We start from the raw sequence: 16,393 nt of genomic DNA, 5'->3' as shown, positions 1-16,393 counted from the left end.
TTTATTATCTTAGCCGAAGATACTTTAATATAATTAAAACAGGATTAATATATGAAAATAGCAGTTATTGGAACTGGGTACGTAGGGTTAGTTACTGGTACATGTTTATCTGAAACAGGAAATGATGTCATCTGTGTAGATATAAATGAAGCCAAGGTTAAGCAAATGCAGGCCGGGCAGGTTCCTATTTATGAACCTGGACTAGATGTGTTGTTTCACAGAAATATAGCACAAGGCAGGTTAACATTTACAACTGATCTTGCACACGCAATTAAGGATGCGCAAATTATATTTATGGCCCTTCCTACGCCTCCTGGAGGAGATGGTGCTGCGGACTTATCATATATTTTAGGAGCGGCTAAGGATATTTCGAAATTGGTTACCGACTATAAAGTTATTGTCAATAAATCTACCGTTCCAGTGGGTACAGCAGATAAAGTACAAGCTGTTTTTACTGAAAATACTAACGTAGAAATTGACGTAGTATCCAATCCTGAATTTTTACGTGAAGGTGTTGCCGTTGAGGATTTCATGAAACCTGACAGGGTAGTTATCGGCACGAAAAGTGAAAGAGCACAAAAACTAATGAATGAGCTTTATGGTCCTTATGTTAGACAAGGGAATCCAATCTTGTTTATGGATGAGCGTTCTTCAGAACTAACAAAATATGCAGCTAATTCATTCCTGGCAACCAAAATCACCTTTATGAATGAAGTCGCAAACCTTTGTGAGGTAGTTGGGGCAGATGTTGATGCAGTACGTAGAGGAATTGGATCAGACGCCAGAATTGGTAAACGCTTTTTGTTCCCAGGTATCGGTTATGGAGGAAGCTGTTTCCCTAAGGATGTTCAGGCTTTGGCGAAATCTGCTGAAGAGCATGATTATGATTTCCAGATCTTAACCTCAGTAATGCAGGTAAATGAAAAGCAGAAAACGGTATTGGTAGACAAGCTGTTGAAATATTACAAAGGCGACCTGAAAGGCAAGCATTTTGCACTATGGGGACTGGCATTTAAACCAGAGACTGACGATGTTCGGGAGGCTCCTGCATTGTATATCATAGATGAATTGGTTAAGCATGGTGCTACAGTTACTGCATACGATCCTGAAGGAATGAACAATGTTAAAAACATTGTAGGTGATAAAATCACATATGCTGAAAATCAATATGATGCATTGCTGAAAGCAGATGCTTTATTGATTGCAACAGAATGGTCTGTATTCAGGAACCCTGATTTTGAAAGAATGGAAGAAAGTATGAGTAATAAGGTCATTTTTGACGGACGTAATTTATATGATCTTCAAAAGATGATTGAATTGGGATATTATTATAACAGTGTTGGCCGTAAGCTTATAAATTAATGAAACGTAAAAGAGTATTAATTACCGGAGCAGCCGGTTTTCTAGGTTCGCATTTATGCGACAGGTTTATTAAAGAAGATTATCATGTAATCGGAATGGATAACCTGATCACAGGTGATCTCCAGAATATTCAACATTTATTCGGATTGGAAAACTTTGAGTTTTCTCATCATGACGTTTCAAAATTTGTTTATGTAGCAGGGGAGCTTGATTATATTCTGCACTTCGCTTCACCAGCAAGTCCGATAGACTATCTAAAAATTCCTATTCAGACATTAAAAGTAGGTTCTTTGGGAACTCACAACCTGCTAGGTTTAGCTAAAAATAAGAAAGCAAGAATGCTGATTGCTTCTACTTCAGAAGTTTATGGTGACCCAAATGTAAACCCACAGCCTGAAGAATACTGGGGTAATGTAAACCCCGTAGGTCCAAGAGGAGTTTATGATGAGGCGAAACGTTTTCAGGAAGCAATGACAATGGCTTATCATACTTTTCATGGCTTGGAAACTCGAATTGTAAGAATTTTTAATACTTATGGACCAAGAATGCGACTAAACGACGGAAGGGTGTTGCCGGCTTTTATCGGACAAGCTTTAAGGGGTGAAGATTTAACTGTATTTGGTGACGGTTCTCAAACCCGTTCTTTCTGCTACGTTGATGATTTAATTGAAGGTATATATAGATTATTGCATAGTGATTACGCTTTGCCTGTAAATATTGGAAACCCAGATGAGATTACCATTAAACAGTTTGGTGAAGAAATTATAAAGCTTACGGGAACAAGTCAGAAATTGGTTTTGAGAGATCTTCCTGTTGATGATCCAAAGCAAAGACGACCAGATATTACAAAAGCACGAGCTATTTTAGGTTGGGAACCTAAAGTAAGTAGAGCAGAGGGATTGAAAATTACTTATGAATACTTTAAATCTCTACCCGAGGATGCGTTGACCAATAAAGAACATAAAGATTTTACAGGATATAACCGTTAATAAAAAGATGTCTAAAATATTAGTAACCGGAGGAACTGGTTTTATTGGTTCTCATACCGTTGTTGAATTGCATAATGCAGGATATGAAGTTGTTATTGTTGATGATTTTTCAAATTCTAATCCAAAAATATTACAGCAGCTGGAAACAATTACGGGTGTTAAACCTGAATTTGTTGAGCTTGATTTGTGTGATGAGGGAAAAGTAAAAGACTTTGTTTTAAAACACAATGATATCAGTGGTGTAATTCATTTTGCTGCATTTAAAGCTGTAGGGGAATCGGTACAACATCCGTTAAAATATTACAGAAATAATTTTTATTCGCTGATTAATCTGATCAATGCTTTTGATAGTAAGATCAGTTTGGTGTTTTCATCTTCTTGCACAGTTTATGGTCAGCCTGATGTGTTACCTGTAACTGAAAGTGCACCTACTAAAAAAGCAGAATCACCTTATGGTAACACAAAACAGATTGCCGAAGAGATTTTGCAAGAAACTTGTACTGTAACGCCTTCGCTTAAAGTAACCTCTTTGCGTTATTTTAATCCTGTAGGTGCGCACCATACTGCTTTAATTGGAGAATTGCCAATTGGAGTTCCACAAAATCTGGTTCCATTTATTACGCAATCTGCTATAGGTAAACGTGGACCAATCACAGTTTATGGGAATGATTACGATACTCCAGATGGCAGTGCAATCAGAGATTATATACATGTAGTTGATCTCGCTAAAGCACATGTGGCAGCAATTAAGCGCATGGAAAGTGATAAAGCAATTAGCAATTACGAAGTGTTTAACCTTGGTACCGGTAAAGGATCTTCTGTACTTCAGATTATTGATGCTTTTGAGCAGTCAACTGGTGTTAAACTGAACTATACCATCGGTGCTAGAAGAGAAGGTGATATAGAGAAAGTATGGGGTGATGTTACAAAGTCTTCAAATGAACTGGGCTGGAAAGCAGAGCTTGATCTGAAAGAAATGATGTCATCAGCATGGAAATGGGAACAATATTTACAGGATAATCCATTTTAAATGTTATTAAGTGAGCACAAGGAGCTAAAAATGGAAATAAAGTCCCTTCCTGAAAAGGAAAAGGATAAGCTCTTGCTCAGATTAATTGCAAAAGACAAGGTTTTAACTGAACATCTTCATTTTAAGTTAATGGAGGATGAACATGATCTGTTGAGAAGACAGGAGGAATTGCAGCAGTTAATAGTCGAGGGTATTGCTGAGTTACTAAATGCAAAAAGGCCTAATTCTAAAGATTCACTGCTTAAAATGCGAAAACTGAATGGAAGTATCAACCATCATGTAAAGGTAACTAAGGATTTGAATAGCGAAATGGAGTTGAGAATTCAGTTACTTAACAGGATTCCAATTGATTTTGATGAAAGCGTCTACTCATCTCTTTATAAGTTTAATGAGAAACTAACCGTTTATTTTGTGAAAACCATTGCTTCAGTTTTAACTAAGTACTATAAAATGCATGAAGATTTGCAATTTGATCTTCAAGCTGATCTGAATAAACTTTTGGAGAAGGTTTATAAGAATAAAACTGCCACGATAGCAAAAACACTGGGTTTACCAGAACAATTATAAGACTACTAATAGAAAAACAATAGATACCAATGAAAATATTAATTACAGGTGGTGCTGGTTTTATCGGTTCTCACGTTGTTAGGAGATTTGTAAATAAGTATCCTCAATATGAGATCGTAAATCTTGATAAACTTACTTACGCTGGAAACCTGGCGAACTTAACTGATATTGAAGAAAAGCCGAATTATAGGTTTGTTAAAGCAGATATTACTGATGCCGTACAAATTAATGATCTCTTTCAGAGTGAAAGATTTGATGCCGTTATCCATTTGGCAGCTGAATCTCATGTAGATAGGTCAATTTCTGATCCAAGTGCTTTTGTAATGACAAATGTGATCGGTACTGTAAACCTGCTTAATGCAGCAAGGGAGTTTTGGAAAGAAGAGTATTCTTCCAAAAGGTTTTATCATGTATCTACAGATGAAGTTTATGGTGCTTTAGGTGAGACAGGTATGTTTACTGAAGAAACATCTTATGATCCTCATAGCCCTTATTCTGCGTCAAAAGCATCTTCCGATCATTTTGTCAGAGCTTATCATGATACTTATGGTATTGATATAGTGATTTCAAATTGTTCAAATAATTATGGCTCTCATCATTTCCCTGAAAAGTTGATTCCATTAGCTATAAATAATATTAAAAATAATCAACCTGTTCCTGTATATGGAAAAGGAGAGAATGTGCGCGACTGGCTTTGGGTAGAAGATCATGCGAGAGCTATTGATGTGATTTTTCATGAAGCAAAAGCTGGGGAGACTTATAATATAGGCGGGCACAATGAATGGAAGAATATTGATTTGATTCATCTATTATGCAATATCATGGATGAAAAACTTGGTCGTGAGAAAGGAACCTCTGCGAAGCTCATTACTTTTGTTACTGATAGAGCGGGGCATGATTTACGTTATGCTATCGATTCTTCTAAACTGCAAAATAAACTAAACTGGGTTCCAAGTTTGCAATTTGAAGAAGGATTGGAAAAAACTGTAGACTGGTATCTTGAAAATGAAGAGTGGTTGAGTAATGTGACCTCTGGAAATTATCAGGCATATTACGAAACACAATACCATGGAAGATAATCACATAAAAAAGCTCCTTAGATGCACTAAGGAGCTTTTTTATGTGATCTTATTTTTTATTCATACCTCAAAGCCTCTACAGGATCTAATCTGGAAGCTTTTCTTGCCGGATAATATCCTGAGCCAATACCTACTAACACACACAGTGCAAAGCCGCCGAAAATCCATTCCCATGGGATAATGAAAGTGCCTCCCATACTTAACGAAATCAGGTTGCCAATTGCTATTCCCAAAAATATACCAAATGCGCCTCCAATCATGCAAATCATTACTGCTTCTAACAAAAACTGTTTGCGTATCACGGCAGGGTTTGCGCCTATTGCCTTTCTAATACCGATTTCCCGGGTTCGCTCTGTTACAGAGACCAGCATAATATTCATTAAGCCAATTGAAGCTCCCATTAGAGTAATTACACCAATCGCAATTCCTCCCCAAACTATATAATTTAATTGTTCAAACAATGTCTGTGCCATTGCATCACTTTTAGTGATTTCAAAATTATTGGGTTCTGTTACTCTTATTTTACGAATATTTCTAAATTCAGAAGTGGCTTCACCAATTATATTATCTATGACAGTGTTAGCTGGAACCATAACAGTAATGGTATAAGAAGGATTGGCATTTGAGTTGATCAATTTTGCTTTCAATAATGGAACATATACTGATCGGTCGCCACTAAAGCCCATGCTTTGTCCTTTGGAAACCAATACGCCAACAACTTTTAACCGACTATTTCCAACATTTATTACTTTGTCTATCGGGGATTCTTTTTTGAACAATTTCTCACTGATTTCATTGCCTATAATACAGATGTTATTTCCTGATTGGATTTCTGCAAGATTGAAGTTCCGTCCCAGAGCTAGTTCAAGCCCTTGTGAATTTAATCCATTTTCGTCAATACCTTGAATATTGATGTTGGGGTTTGTTTTTTCAGTTCCGTATTTTGCCGTTGCCCCACCAGTAGCCATAACACTTACTGCTACTTTTGCAGGTGTGTTAAGTCTTTCTTTAAAGGCTATGGCATCTTCATAACGAATTGATTTGAAAGGCTTCGGTCTATGACCGGATCCACCAATTCGAATACCTGTTCCACGGTTCCTGATATTAAAAGAATTCGCACCCATACTGGAGAATGCTTCAGTCATACTTTTCTTTACTGCATCAAGTGTAGTTAAAATGCCAACAAGAGCTGATAGGCCTATGGCGATGATTAATGCTGTAAGCATTGTACGCAACCGATTAGCAGTTATCGACTGAAGGGCTAGCTTTATATTCTCAGTATAAGTCATTCTTGGCGGCTAAATCAGGTGCTAAAATAAAAATCCCGTTGTTAAGACAACAGGACTTATAATAATGTTACAATGTACAATCTATTTTATACTGAAAAGCTGGTGCCACAGCCACAAGTGCTGGATGCATTAGGGTTACTGAAAGTGAATCCTCTTGAATTGAGTCCATCTTGCCAGTCAACCTGCATTCCCATCAAATACATCTGATGAGCTTTGTGCATGAACACTTTAATTCCATCAATGATGAATTCCTGATCACCATCTTTCTTTTGGTCGAAACCCAGAACATAGTTCATTCCAGAGCAACCTCCACCTTCAACACCAACACGTAAACCAAAATCTTCAGCTATTTCTTGTTGGTCTTTCAATTTAAAAAGTTCTTTTACAGCTGTTTCTGTAAAAGTTACAGGGGCAAATGAAGTCTCTACAGTATTACTCATATTATTATGTGTGCCGTTAAAAAATCTATTAATAGAGCAAATATAAATCAAAATGTACATTTTTGTTGACATTGCCATTAATTATTACGGTATTCAAACAAAGTGAAATGGACTTACAGAAATTTTTAACTGAAGCAGGTGTTTTGGTAGTTGGGGGAGTGACAACAGTTGCTGCTGGATATTATCTTATAAAAGATGATATCAAAACATATTTCAGGTTGAAGTTTTCAGAACAGCAAAAGGATAAAGAAAGTCCTTTGTTGTCATTACGGCTACAAGCTCATGAACGTTTAATCGTTTTTATTGACCGGATCAATCCTTTAAATCTTTTTATTAGGGTTCATCAACAGGGAATTTCATTGGCTGAACTTCAGGCCACAGTACTTATTGAAATCAGATCAGAATATCAGCATAACATTACGCAGCAGTTGTATATCAGTGCGGCTACCTGGAATGTGGTAAAGAAATTAAAAGACGATACTATTGCCATGATAAATAATGGAGTGAAGAGTTTGCCAGCTGATGCAAGTGGAGTAGATTTGAGTAGGAAAGTTTTGCAGCATATGGCAAGCATTGAAACCAATCCGTACGATTTGACATTGGATTTGATTAAAAAAGATATTCATCAGTTGTTTTAGATATGAGCAATAAGAAATTTACCACAACATCAGGTATTGAAATAAAAGAAGTCTACACCAAGTTAAACAGGCCTGTTGAAGAACCAGGTGAGTTTCCTTATACCAGAGGTATTCAGAAAGATATGTATCGGGGACGGCTATGGACTATGCGGCAGTATGCTGGATTTTCTACTGCTGAGGAATCAAATAAACGCTATCATTACTTGTTAAAACAAGGTACAATGGGGCTTTCTGTAGCTTTTGATCTGCCTACTCAGATAGGTTATGATTCAGATCACGAAATGTCAGAAGGAGAGGTTGGGAAAGTTGGAGTGGCCATCGATTCATTAAAAGATATGGAAATATTGTTTGATGGGATTGAGTTACAAAAGATTACCACATCAATGACAATTAATTCAACTGCATCTATTTTATTAGCAATGTATATTGCCTTGGCAAAAAAACAAGGAGCAGACATCAGAGAGATTTCCGGAACGATTCAAAATGATATTTTAAAAGAGTATGCAGCGAGGGGTACGTATATTTATCCACCTAAGCATTCGATGCGAATTATTACAGATATTTTTGAATACTGTAGTAAGGAGGTGCCTAAATGGAATACAATTTCAATTTCGGGATATCATATCAGGGAGGCTGGTTCTACCGCAGTACAGGAGTTGGCTTTTACATTAGCTAATGGAAAAGCTTATCTGAATGCTGCTCTTGAAAAAGGGCTGGATATTAATGTGTTTGCCAAGCGTTTATCATTCTTTTTTAATTGTCACAATAATTTTTTTGAAGAGATTGCTAAGTTTAGAGCTGCCAGGAGGATGTGGGCTAAAATCACCAAGGATCTGGGAGCTACAGATGTAAAGGCACAAATGTTGCGTTTTCATACTCAAACAGGAGGTTCAACGCTTACCGCTCAGCAGCCTTTAAATAATGTGATTAGGGTAACTAATCAGGCAATGGCTGCAGTTTTAGGAGGTACACAATCGTTACATACCAATGGGTACGACGAGGCATTATCATTGCCTACTGAAGCTGCTGCAAAAATTGCTTTACGTACTCAACAGGTCATTGCATTTGAAAGTGGAGTGACTGACACTGTTGATCCTTTGGCTGGTTCATTTTTTGTTGAAAACCTTACAGATGAAATAGAAACTGCTGCACAATTATATATTGATAAAATTGATGCCATGGGTGGTTCTGTTAATGCCATCGAAAATGGTTATATACAAAATGAAATTGCAGCGTCGGCTTATGATTACCAGGTGGAAGTTGAGGAGGCGACAAGAATAATTGTTGGTGTAAACAAATTTACCCAGGAAAAGGAGGGGATAAACGATGTCTTTACCATTGATGAATCTATTAGAGCTATACAAAGTGATAAGCTGCAAAAATTAAAATCCGAACGAAATAATGAAGCTGTAAAGAAAGCACTCTTAAATTTGAGTGAAGCCGCTAAAAATACTGACAACTTAATGCCGTTCATTCTGTCGGCTGTAGAAGAATACGCTACACTTGGAGAAATTGCCGATGTGTTGAGGAACGTTTTTGGAGAATATTAAAATTACGTTAATAAATAGTTATCCACATAAAAAATTGAGGTTAATCGGGGTATACTATTGCAGTATAAGCACTTACCAAATAATTGAAAATTAAGTTTTTTTTGTTGATAATTTTTTGAATATTCGATCTCTCGAAAGGCCGTAATATTTATACGCTCATCGTTACTGTAAACCAATAAATTATAGCTATGACAATGGAAAAAACTTGTACTGAAGTATGGAAAAACTGTCTCCAGATTATTAAGGATAATATTCCGGCTCAAAGTTTCAAAACATGGTTTGAGCCCATATCTGCACTTAAGTTGGATGGCAAAGTTTTAACGATACAAGTACCGAGTTTATTTTTTTATGAATGGCTGGAAGAGCATTATGTAGGCCTGCTTAGAAAGACCGTTAAAAAGCAGTTGGGAGATGAGGGAAGATTAGAGTATAATATTGTTGTAGATAAATCATCGAATAGCGGATCGCCATATACGACCAATATGCCGAGTAATGGAAATGGGGCAGAAGCAAAAAGACAATCCATGCCGATTCCGGTATCAATTAATAAAGACATTAAAAACCCTTTTATTATCCCTGGATTAAAAAAACTGAATGTAGATCCTCAATTAAATGCTAATTACACATTTGAGAATTACATTGAGGGAGATTGTAATCGTCTGGCACGGTCTGCGGGCTACGCAGTGGCTGCAAAGCCCGGAGGTACATCATTTAATCCTTTGATGATATATGGTGGCGTAGGATTGGGTAAAACACATCTTGCTCAGGCAATTGGTAATGAGATTAAAAGAAATATGCCTGATAAACTGGTGATCTATGTTTCTTGTGAGAAGTTTTGCCAGCAGTTTGTAGATTCATTGAAGAATAACACAATCAATGACTTCGTTAATTTTTATCAGGCAATGGATGTAATCATTATGGATGATGTACATAATTTTGCGGGTAAGGAGAAAACTCAGGATATTTTCTTCCATATCTTTAATCACTTACATCAGTCGGGTAAACAGGTGATCTTGTCATCAGATAAAGCTCCAAAGGATCTGGCAGGCTTAGAGGAGCGTTTGCTGAGTCGTTTCAAGTGGGGGCTGTCTGCAGATCTGCAAGTTCCTGATCTGGAAACCAGGATTGCAATCCTTCGAAAGAAAATGTATGCTGATGGTATTGAGTTGCCTTCAGAAGTTGTAGAATATGTTGCGCATAACATAGATAATAATGTTAGAGAGCTTGAAGGAGCTATGGTTTCTTTACTGGCTCAATCAACACTAAACAAAAAAGATATCGACCTGGCATTGGCCAAGCAGATGCTAAAAAACTTCATTAAGAACACATCGAAAGAAATTTCTATGGAGTATATTCAGAAACTGGTATGTGAGTATTTTGAAGTTCCTGTAGATATGGTGAAGTCTCAGACCCGGAAAAGGGAAATTGTTCAGGCACGTCAAATCTCTATGTATCTTTCAAAAAGCCATACTAAATCATCATTAAAAACTATTGGAGCCTTTTTTGGTGGAAGAGATCATTCTACTGTAATTTATGCTTGTCAAACAGTAGAGGATTTGATTGACACAGATAAGAAGTTTAAAGGGTATGTACATGATATCCAGAAGAAATTGAAAATGAGTTGATAAAAGCTTATTTTAAGCAAGAAAGGCCGTTGAGTTCTGTTACTCAACGGCCTTTCTTGCTTAAAGATGATATTATTGCTTTTCCAGTTTCATTAATCCATAAAACAGAGCAGAACAATGCAATGCCTGGTCTATTTTATTGTCGGCAAGTAATTGCTTAACTTCATCAATGCTATATTCTTCCACATTTAAAATTTCATGTTCATCTAAGTGTTGTTCATGAGTTTTTGTACCTCCCTTTAAAAGGTAAGTGTAAGTTACATTAATTGCTGTTGCTGGATTTGGGTAAAGTGTAGCAATAAGTTCAGCACTTTCAAAACTGTAGCCTGTTTCTTCAAGAAGTTCACGTCTGATTGCATATTCTGGTGATTCGTCCCCATCTATTACACCTCCTGGAACTTCTAGTGAAACGATGTCAGCTGCATGCCGGTACTGACGGACCAGAATTATCCTGTTATCTGTAGTTAAAGCAATAGCATTAACCCAGTTAGGATATTCCAAAACATAATAGTCGTCTTTGATGGTGCCATTTTGCAGCTTACAGGTGTCTACTCTGAGTGTTGCCCATTTCTCTTTCACAAGATATCTTGACGAAAGCTTTTCCCATTTTAATATTTCCATGCGCTTATTAGGTTACCAACTTCCACTGCTTCCGCCACCACCAAAACTTCCACCGCCAAAGCCTCCGAAGCCGCCTCCGCCACTGCTTCCGCCGCCCCAGCCTCCGCCGCCAGAACCTCTGCCACTGCCAAGTAACATGCTCCAGAAAAGAGCATCAGCAACACCACGACCTCCAATTACTTGACTGCCACCGCCTCCGCCGCCACCTTTTTTAAGGATGATGATGATGACAATAACAATAATAATAACCACAAGTCCACTTGCCGCACCTCCACCTCGTTTTACAGCCTTAGGGCGATCATTTTTATATTCTCCCTTGCTAAGTGCAATAATGGCATCAGTTCCTGCATCTAAACCCTTATAGTAATTCCCAGATTTAAAATAAGGCTTAATATCATTTTCAATAATTCTCCGGGTATACATATCTGGTAAAACACCCTCAACGCCGTATCCCGTTTGTATCGAAATCTTCCTGTCTCCAAGAGCTACGACAATCATTACTCCATTGTCTTTGCCTTTGGTGCCCACTCCCCAAGCTCTACCGAGTTGGAGTGCATAATCATTGATGTCATACTCGCCAACAGATTTTAATACTGCTATGGCCACCTGTATAGAGGTGGAGTCATCAAATGCTACGAGTTTTTGTTCTAATTGCTGAATTTCAGCAGCCGAAAGTGTTCCTGTGTAATCGTTAACGAGCTTATTTGGTTTAGCAGGAAAGTCCTGGGCATAACCAGTTGCGGAAAGAACGATCAGTAATAGGGCTATGATTATTCTCTTCATCGCCTATTTATTTTTGTCTTGATCCATAAAAATGATATCATTAGGAAGCTCATTAATGTCATCTCCTTCAAAAGGGAAGTACAGAGCAAGCTTTTCTCCAGCCAACATAATGCCTGCTATTATTCCTTGTACTATATTTCCTCCAGAAAAATGTGCTTTCATCGCAGTTTGGGTCGTTTCCCAAAAATCTACAGGCACCACTCTATTAATTCCTTTGTCGCCAATAATCGCGAACTTATGATCTTCATAAGCAAGGTAAATTAAAACTCCGTTGTGTTTGGCAGTCTTGTCCATACCTAATTTCGAAAAATAAGCTGTTGCTCTATCGAATGTGTCACCCTTGCAGTGTTTCTCAACAGCTATTCTTATTTCGCCAGAGGTTGCTTTTTCAGCATCCGAAATTGCGTTTGCAATTAACTCCTGGTCTTGTTCTGTAAATATGCCCATGATAGGATTACTCAATATGAATAAGGGTAATGAATGTTTTATGATAAAACACACATTACCCTTAAATGTTGTTAGGGGATATTAGAATTCTACTTTCGGGGCTTTCTCAGCTCCAGCTTCTGCTTTGAAGCCAGTTTTTTGTTTAAAGCCAAATAACCCAGCTGTAAGGTTTGTAGGGAATGACCTTACCTTTGTGTTGTAAGTCTGTACAGCCTCATTAAAGTCTTTACGTGCAACAGCAATTCTGTTTTCTGTTCCTGCAAGTTCAGCAGAAACATCTCTAAATTGCTCAGTCGCTTTTAATTGAGGGTAGTTTTCAGTGATCATCATCAAACGACCTAAAGCCTGACTAACCTGGCCTTGTGCAGCCTGGAATTTTTCAATATTTTCCGGAGTTAATTTATCTGGATCAACAGTAACTTGCGTAGCTTTTGCTCTCGCTTCTGTAACGGCTGTTAAAGTGCTTTGCTCAAATTTTGCAGCACCTTTAACAGTGTTTACTAAATTCGGAATCAAATCAGAACGACGTTGGTATTGGGTTTCAACCTGATTCCATTTCGCCTTAACGCCTTCATCTAAACTAACCATAGAGTTGTAGCCACATCCACTCATACTTACTACAAGAGCTAAAGCTCCTACTATTGTTAATAATCTTTTTTTCATTTTTATCTTTTTTTAATTTTCGTTGCTAATGAAGCTTTCTTTATTGAGCCTCATGTTTTTTATTAGCTGTTTTATCTCCAGCTTAATAGATGTTAATTTACACATTAGAACTCAATATTCGTACCTTTGTTACAGTTGCAGATAAAAATCTGACAAGATTTATGCAAAAGGACATCGGAATTACTATAGCCCCTAAGGAATTGTATATGTGTCTATCCTCAAAGAAAAACTTTCAACTGCCTTGAAAATAGGTATAATAACTCTCAGGAATTATAAAATCATGAAAAGGTTGATTGTTTTCCGATTTAGGAAAGTAACGTTTTAGATACGTTTTCTTTTAATTTAAGGATGAAAAGGAACTGACAATATTGCTAGTGCTGACCTGTCAAATGCAACATAAGGAATACCTTAATCTAGCGTTAAGAGGCGCTCAAAGAAATTTTAGGAGTAGGAGTTGAATACTCTGTTATTCGCAATCAAGCCTCTCTATTTTGATTGGCTTTTTTGTGGCTTAGAATTTCCTGTAAATCGGTGTTTTTCCTAATATTCACTACCTTTGTTGCTGTTCAGGATAAAAACCTGACCTAAATTATGCAAAAGGACATCGAAATTACCATGGCTCCGGAAGAGATAGAGTCTGTCTCTATCCTCAAAGAAAAGCTTTCATCAGCCTTAAAAATAGACGAAATACTTATCAGGGATTATAAAATCCTGAAACGCTCCATTGATGCCCGGTCTAGAAAAGTAATTTACCGGCTACAGGTAAAAGTATTTATTGATGAAAGTAATTTGGCAGAAATTGTCAATGTTAACTATCAGGATGTCAGTAATGCCAAACCTGTAATTATAGTGGGTGCAGGACCTGCTGGATTATTTGCTGCCTTGCGATGTATAGAAACTGGATTAAAGCCTGTTGTTGTAGAACGTGGAAAAGATGTGAAACAACGTAGAAGAGATCTTGCTGCTATTAATAAACTGGGAGTTGTCAATACTGAATCTAATTATTGTTATGGTGAGGGTGGCGCTGGGACTTATTCAGATGGAAAGTTATACACGAGATCTAACAAGCGCGGTGATATTAACAAAGTGTTACAGGCATTTGTACAGCATGGAGCGTCAGAAGATATTTTAGTTGACGCGCGTCCACATATTGGCACTAATAAGTTACCACAGATCATAACTTCAATTAGAGAAACTATTTTAAATGCCGGTGGTGAAGTCCATTTTGATCAAAAAGTAACAGATATACTAATCGATTTTGGAAAGGTAAAAGGAGTGGAGGTTAATAATGAGCATAAGTTGTTTGCTGATGCTGTCATTTTGGCTACTGGGCATTCAGCTCGTGATATTTACGAACTGCTTCATCATAAAGGAATTTTGGTAGAAGCAAAGCCTTTTGCATTGGGCGTTAGAATAGAACATCCACAGGCAATCATTGATGCAGCTCAATATCATTGTGACACCCGAAGTGAATTTTTGCCGCCTGCTTATTATAGTTTAGTTGAGCAGGTTGGTAATAGGGGAGTGTTTTCATTTTGTATGTGTCCTGGTGGAATTATTGCTCCTTGCGCTACTTATGAAAATGAAATTGTAGTTAACGGATGGTCTCCATCTAAAAGAAATAATCCATTTGCAAATTCAGGCACCGTGGTTCAGGTTAACCTGGAGGATGTAAAGGGCGATGATCCACTAAGGATGATGCATTTTCAAGCACAGATTGAACAAGGGGCTTTTCGATTAGGGGGAGGGAATTTAGTGGCTCCTGCGCAACGTATGATTGATTTTGTTGAAGGGAGACTTTCTATAGATCTTCCAAAGAATTCGTATTTGCCAGGTACGAAGAGTATAATGCTAAAAGATACCTTGCCTGATTTTGTTGCTTCAAGCTTAAAAAATGCGTTACCTGTATTTGGGAAAAAGATGCGAGGTTACTATACCAATGAGGCTATTTTGGTCGGGGTAGAGAGTAGGACATCCTCTCCAGTTCGGGTACCTAGAGATCGTGAGACATTTCAGCATCCGCAGGTCAAGGGTCTGTTCCCATGTGCTGAAGGCGCTGGTTATGCGGGGGGGATTGTATCAGCAGCCATAGATGGGATTAACTGTGCGAACGCTGTTCTAAAAGCTATTTAGGAAAAACCAGATTGATATTATTATTGTTATTCATGAAAAGAACCTTTGTTATTTATAATAATAACAGGCTCTTTTGGAACTGCTATTTATATAAATTATAAGATTTGAAAAAGACTTTAATAATTGGGGCAAGCCCAAATCCTGAGCGTTATGCTTATCGCGCAGCTCATATGCTTACAGAAAAAGGACATAATATTGTCAATGTAGGAATAAAGAAAGGAGCTGTTGCAGGTGTCGAAATTGAAAGCCCTGGAAGAATACACAAAGACATTGATACAATAACCCTATATATAGGTCCTCATTTACAGTCGCAGTATTATGATTATATACTGGAAACAAATCCTAAGCGGGTAGTATTTAATCCCGGAACAGAAAACGCAGAATTGGAAAACTTACTAACCTCAAATGGTATTGAGCCTATTGAGGCTTGCACATTGGTACTATTGTCTACAGGACAATATTAGAACCTGGTTATTCTTTCCTCCAAACAATTGCTTATCCTTCTATCTGTTGTCAGTTTCATTTCTCTCTGACTAAGATCTATCACGGGGTGTTTTTCCACTTTTTCACAGTTTTTGTCCAGCTTTAGTGGTATCAGCTATGCTTATAATTACGGTATGATTACAGTCTGATCACTATCTGAAAACTAGGTTGCGCTACCCTTGAGCTACCCTTGCGATAGGGTTAGGCTACCTTAGGGGTATTTCAACGGTAGTGCAAGGGTAGTTTAAGGGTAGCTCAAGGGTAGCGCAACCCTGTAATCATCCTGTTGTTATCCTGTAATTAAGTAGTCTTTATTGTCTTATTTGGTTTGTTTTCGATCCTTTTAGAAAGCTGGTTGAATGGCTGTTTAATTTTTCTACTTGTGGATTAGCGAGTTATGAAATAAATGCAAATAATAGTGGATATATGTTTGTGGGTTTATAATATTTTCCTACTTTTGCATCCCGCTTCGGAGGAAGGGAAACAGAGAAAAGGATATAGAGAAGGATGATTTGAGTAGTTGAGCGTAGAGATTGGTAATTTCTTTGAGTCGTTTAAAACCGACGGAAAATAAAAAGAAAAAAAGTTTTAAAAAACTTTGCAACTACCAAAAAGATTTCTACCTTTGCAATCCCAAACAGAACGGGTTTATCAAACGGAGTTTGATAATAAGAATAACAAGATTGAAACGTTG

General features: G+C 37.4%; 16 protein-coding genes. 10 read left to right on the top strand and 6 right to left on the bottom strand.

Annotated features, from left to right (window positions below; genetic code table 11):
- Positions 1-51 precede the first annotated feature (51 nt).
- The 5 genes from WC623_RS23315 to rfbB are packed head-to-tail and all read left to right on the top strand — an operon-like array spanning position 52 to position 5,027.
- On the top strand, positions 52-1,362 hold the full coding sequence (locus WC623_RS23315) for a UDP-glucose/GDP-mannose dehydrogenase family protein (RefSeq protein ID WP_372855714.1): 1,311 nt from the start codon (positions 52-54) through the stop codon (positions 1,360-1,362).
- The gene (locus tag WC623_RS23310; RefSeq protein ID WP_372855712.1) at positions 1,362-2,351 is read left to right on the top strand and encodes a UDP-glucuronic acid decarboxylase family protein; all 990 of its coding nucleotides are present in this window, start codon (positions 1,362-1,364) and stop codon (positions 2,349-2,351) included. Before WC623_RS23315 ends, WC623_RS23310 begins: the two co-directional genes overlap by 1 nt.
- A 7-nt stretch (positions 2,352-2,358) precedes the next feature.
- The gene (gene galE, locus WC623_RS23305) at positions 2,359-3,381 is read left to right on the top strand and encodes a UDP-glucose 4-epimerase GalE (RefSeq protein WP_372855710.1); all 1,023 of its coding nucleotides are present in this window, start codon (positions 2,359-2,361) and stop codon (positions 3,379-3,381) included.
- 30 nt (positions 3,382-3,411) lie between these two features.
- Positions 3,412-3,948: a hypothetical protein gene (locus tag WC623_RS23300; protein ID WP_372855708.1), complete on the top strand. Its 537-nt coding sequence runs from the start codon at positions 3,412-3,414 to the stop codon at positions 3,946-3,948.
- Positions 3,949-3,977: 29 nt separating this feature from the next.
- Positions 3,978-5,027 carry a dTDP-glucose 4,6-dehydratase gene (gene rfbB, locus WC623_RS23295; RefSeq protein ID WP_372855706.1) on the top strand — a complete coding sequence of 350 codons (1,050 nt, stop codon included), beginning with the start codon at positions 3,978-3,980 and terminating at the stop codon, positions 5,025-5,027.
- A gap of 56 nt (positions 5,028-5,083) precedes the next feature.
- On the opposite strand, the gene WC623_RS23290 is transcribed toward rfbB, so the two are convergent.
- Both WC623_RS23290 and WC623_RS23285 read right to left on the bottom strand, forming a co-directional pair.
- A complete protein-coding gene (locus WC623_RS23290) occupies positions 5,084-6,316 on the bottom strand; it encodes an ABC transporter permease (RefSeq protein ID WP_372855704.1) in 1,233 nt (410 codons plus the stop codon).
- 86 nt (positions 6,317-6,402) lie between these two features.
- Positions 6,403-6,756, bottom strand: a complete 354-nt coding sequence (locus WC623_RS23285) for a HesB/IscA family protein (protein WP_372855702.1) — start codon at positions 6,754-6,756, stop codon at positions 6,403-6,405.
- Between the two features lie 107 nt (positions 6,757-6,863).
- Between WC623_RS23285 and WC623_RS23280 the strand changes: the two genes are divergently transcribed.
- The 3 genes from WC623_RS23280 (at position 6,864) to dnaA (ending at position 10,569) form a co-directional block, all read left to right on the top strand.
- On the top strand, positions 6,864-7,394 hold the full coding sequence (locus WC623_RS23280) for a hypothetical protein (protein WP_372855700.1): 531 nt from the start codon (positions 6,864-6,866) through the stop codon (positions 7,392-7,394).
- A gap of 2 nt (positions 7,395-7,396) precedes the next feature.
- Positions 7,397-8,944, top strand: coding sequence for a methylmalonyl-CoA mutase (locus WC623_RS23275; RefSeq protein WP_372855698.1), 1,548 nt, complete (start codon positions 7,397-7,399; stop codon positions 8,942-8,944).
- 194 nt (positions 8,945-9,138) lie between these two features.
- A complete protein-coding gene (gene dnaA / locus WC623_RS23270) occupies positions 9,139-10,569 on the top strand; it encodes a chromosomal replication initiator protein DnaA (protein ID WP_372855696.1) in 1,431 nt (476 codons plus the stop codon).
- A 72-nt stretch (positions 10,570-10,641) separates the two neighbouring features.
- On the opposite strand, the gene WC623_RS23265 is transcribed toward dnaA, so the two are convergent.
- The 4 genes from WC623_RS23265 to WC623_RS23250 form a co-directional block, all read right to left on the bottom strand.
- Positions 10,642-11,190, bottom strand: a complete 549-nt coding sequence (locus tag WC623_RS23265) for an NUDIX hydrolase (RefSeq protein WP_372855694.1) — start codon at positions 11,188-11,190, stop codon at positions 10,642-10,644.
- A gap of 12 nt (positions 11,191-11,202) precedes the next feature.
- The gene (locus tag WC623_RS23260) at positions 11,203-11,973 is read right to left on the bottom strand and encodes a YgcG family protein (RefSeq protein ID WP_372855692.1); all 771 of its coding nucleotides are present in this window, start codon (positions 11,971-11,973) and stop codon (positions 11,203-11,205) included.
- A gap of 3 nt (positions 11,974-11,976) precedes the next feature.
- Positions 11,977-12,420 carry a TPM domain-containing protein gene (locus WC623_RS23255; RefSeq protein ID WP_372855881.1) on the bottom strand — a complete coding sequence of 148 codons (444 nt, stop codon included), beginning with the start codon at positions 12,418-12,420 and terminating at the stop codon, positions 11,977-11,979.
- 81 nt (positions 12,421-12,501) lie between these two features.
- Complete coding sequence (locus WC623_RS23250) at positions 12,502-13,083, bottom strand: LemA family protein (RefSeq protein ID WP_372855690.1); 582 nt, start codon at positions 13,081-13,083, stop codon at positions 12,502-12,504.
- A gap of 591 nt (positions 13,084-13,674) precedes the next feature.
- Between WC623_RS23250 and WC623_RS23245 the strand changes: the two genes are divergently transcribed.
- Both WC623_RS23245 and WC623_RS23240 read left to right on the top strand, forming a co-directional pair.
- Positions 13,675-15,216 carry an NAD(P)/FAD-dependent oxidoreductase gene (locus WC623_RS23245; protein WP_372855688.1) on the top strand — a complete coding sequence of 514 codons (1,542 nt, stop codon included), beginning with the start codon at positions 13,675-13,677 and terminating at the stop codon, positions 15,214-15,216.
- Positions 15,217-15,320: 104 nt separating this feature from the next.
- Positions 15,321-15,680 (top strand): CoA-binding protein, encoded by a 360-nt coding sequence (locus WC623_RS23240; protein WP_372855686.1) that lies wholly within the window; start codon positions 15,321-15,323, stop codon positions 15,678-15,680.
- The last annotated feature ends 713 nt before the right edge of the window (positions 15,681-16,393 follow it).

This window comes from Pedobacter sp. (assembly GCF_041645105.1).
In the GTDB taxonomy this organism is placed as follows: domain Bacteria; phylum Bacteroidota; class Bacteroidia; order Sphingobacteriales; family Sphingobacteriaceae; genus Pedobacter.
The sequence above is the reverse complement of the archived record's forward strand: the minus strand, read 5'-3'. Positions and strand labels throughout refer to the sequence as shown.

Coding starts and splice junctions, on each gene's coding strand:
- WC623_RS23310 (WP_372855712.1), top strand. CDS start 1,362: ATGAAACGTAAAAGAGTATTAATTACCGGAGCAGCCGGTTTTCTAGGT.
- dnaA (WP_372855696.1), top strand. CDS start 9,139: ATGGAAAAAACTTGTACTGAAGTATGGAAAAACTGTCTCCAGATTATT.
- WC623_RS23275 (WP_372855698.1), top strand. CDS start 7,397: ATGAGCAATAAGAAATTTACCACAACATCAGGTATTGAAATAAAAGAA.
- WC623_RS23255 (WP_372855881.1), bottom strand. CDS start 12,420: ATGGGCATATTTACAGAACAAGACCAGGAGTTAATTGCAAACGCAATT.
- WC623_RS23280 (WP_372855700.1), top strand. CDS start 6,864: ATGGACTTACAGAAATTTTTAACTGAAGCAGGTGTTTTGGTAGTTGGG.
- WC623_RS23265 (WP_372855694.1), bottom strand. CDS start 11,190: ATGGAAATATTAAAATGGGAAAAGCTTTCGTCAAGATATCTTGTGAAA.
- WC623_RS23260 (WP_372855692.1), bottom strand. CDS start 11,973: ATGAAGAGAATAATCATAGCCCTATTACTGATCGTTCTTTCCGCAACT.
- rfbB (WP_372855706.1), top strand. CDS start 3,978: ATGAAAATATTAATTACAGGTGGTGCTGGTTTTATCGGTTCTCACGTT.
- WC623_RS23285 (WP_372855702.1), bottom strand. CDS start 6,756: ATGAGTAATACTGTAGAGACTTCATTTGCCCCTGTAACTTTTACAGAA.
- galE (WP_372855710.1), top strand. CDS start 2,359: ATGTCTAAAATATTAGTAACCGGAGGAACTGGTTTTATTGGTTCTCAT.
- WC623_RS23245 (WP_372855688.1), top strand. CDS start 13,675: ATGCAAAAGGACATCGAAATTACCATGGCTCCGGAAGAGATAGAGTCT.
- WC623_RS23315 (WP_372855714.1), top strand. CDS start 52: ATGAAAATAGCAGTTATTGGAACTGGGTACGTAGGGTTAGTTACTGGT.
- WC623_RS23300 (WP_372855708.1), top strand. CDS start 3,412: ATGGAAATAAAGTCCCTTCCTGAAAAGGAAAAGGATAAGCTCTTGCTC.
- WC623_RS23250 (WP_372855690.1), bottom strand. CDS start 13,083: ATGAAAAAAAGATTATTAACAATAGTAGGAGCTTTAGCTCTTGTAGTA.
- WC623_RS23290 (WP_372855704.1), bottom strand. CDS start 6,316: ATGACTTATACTGAGAATATAAAGCTAGCCCTTCAGTCGATAACTGCT.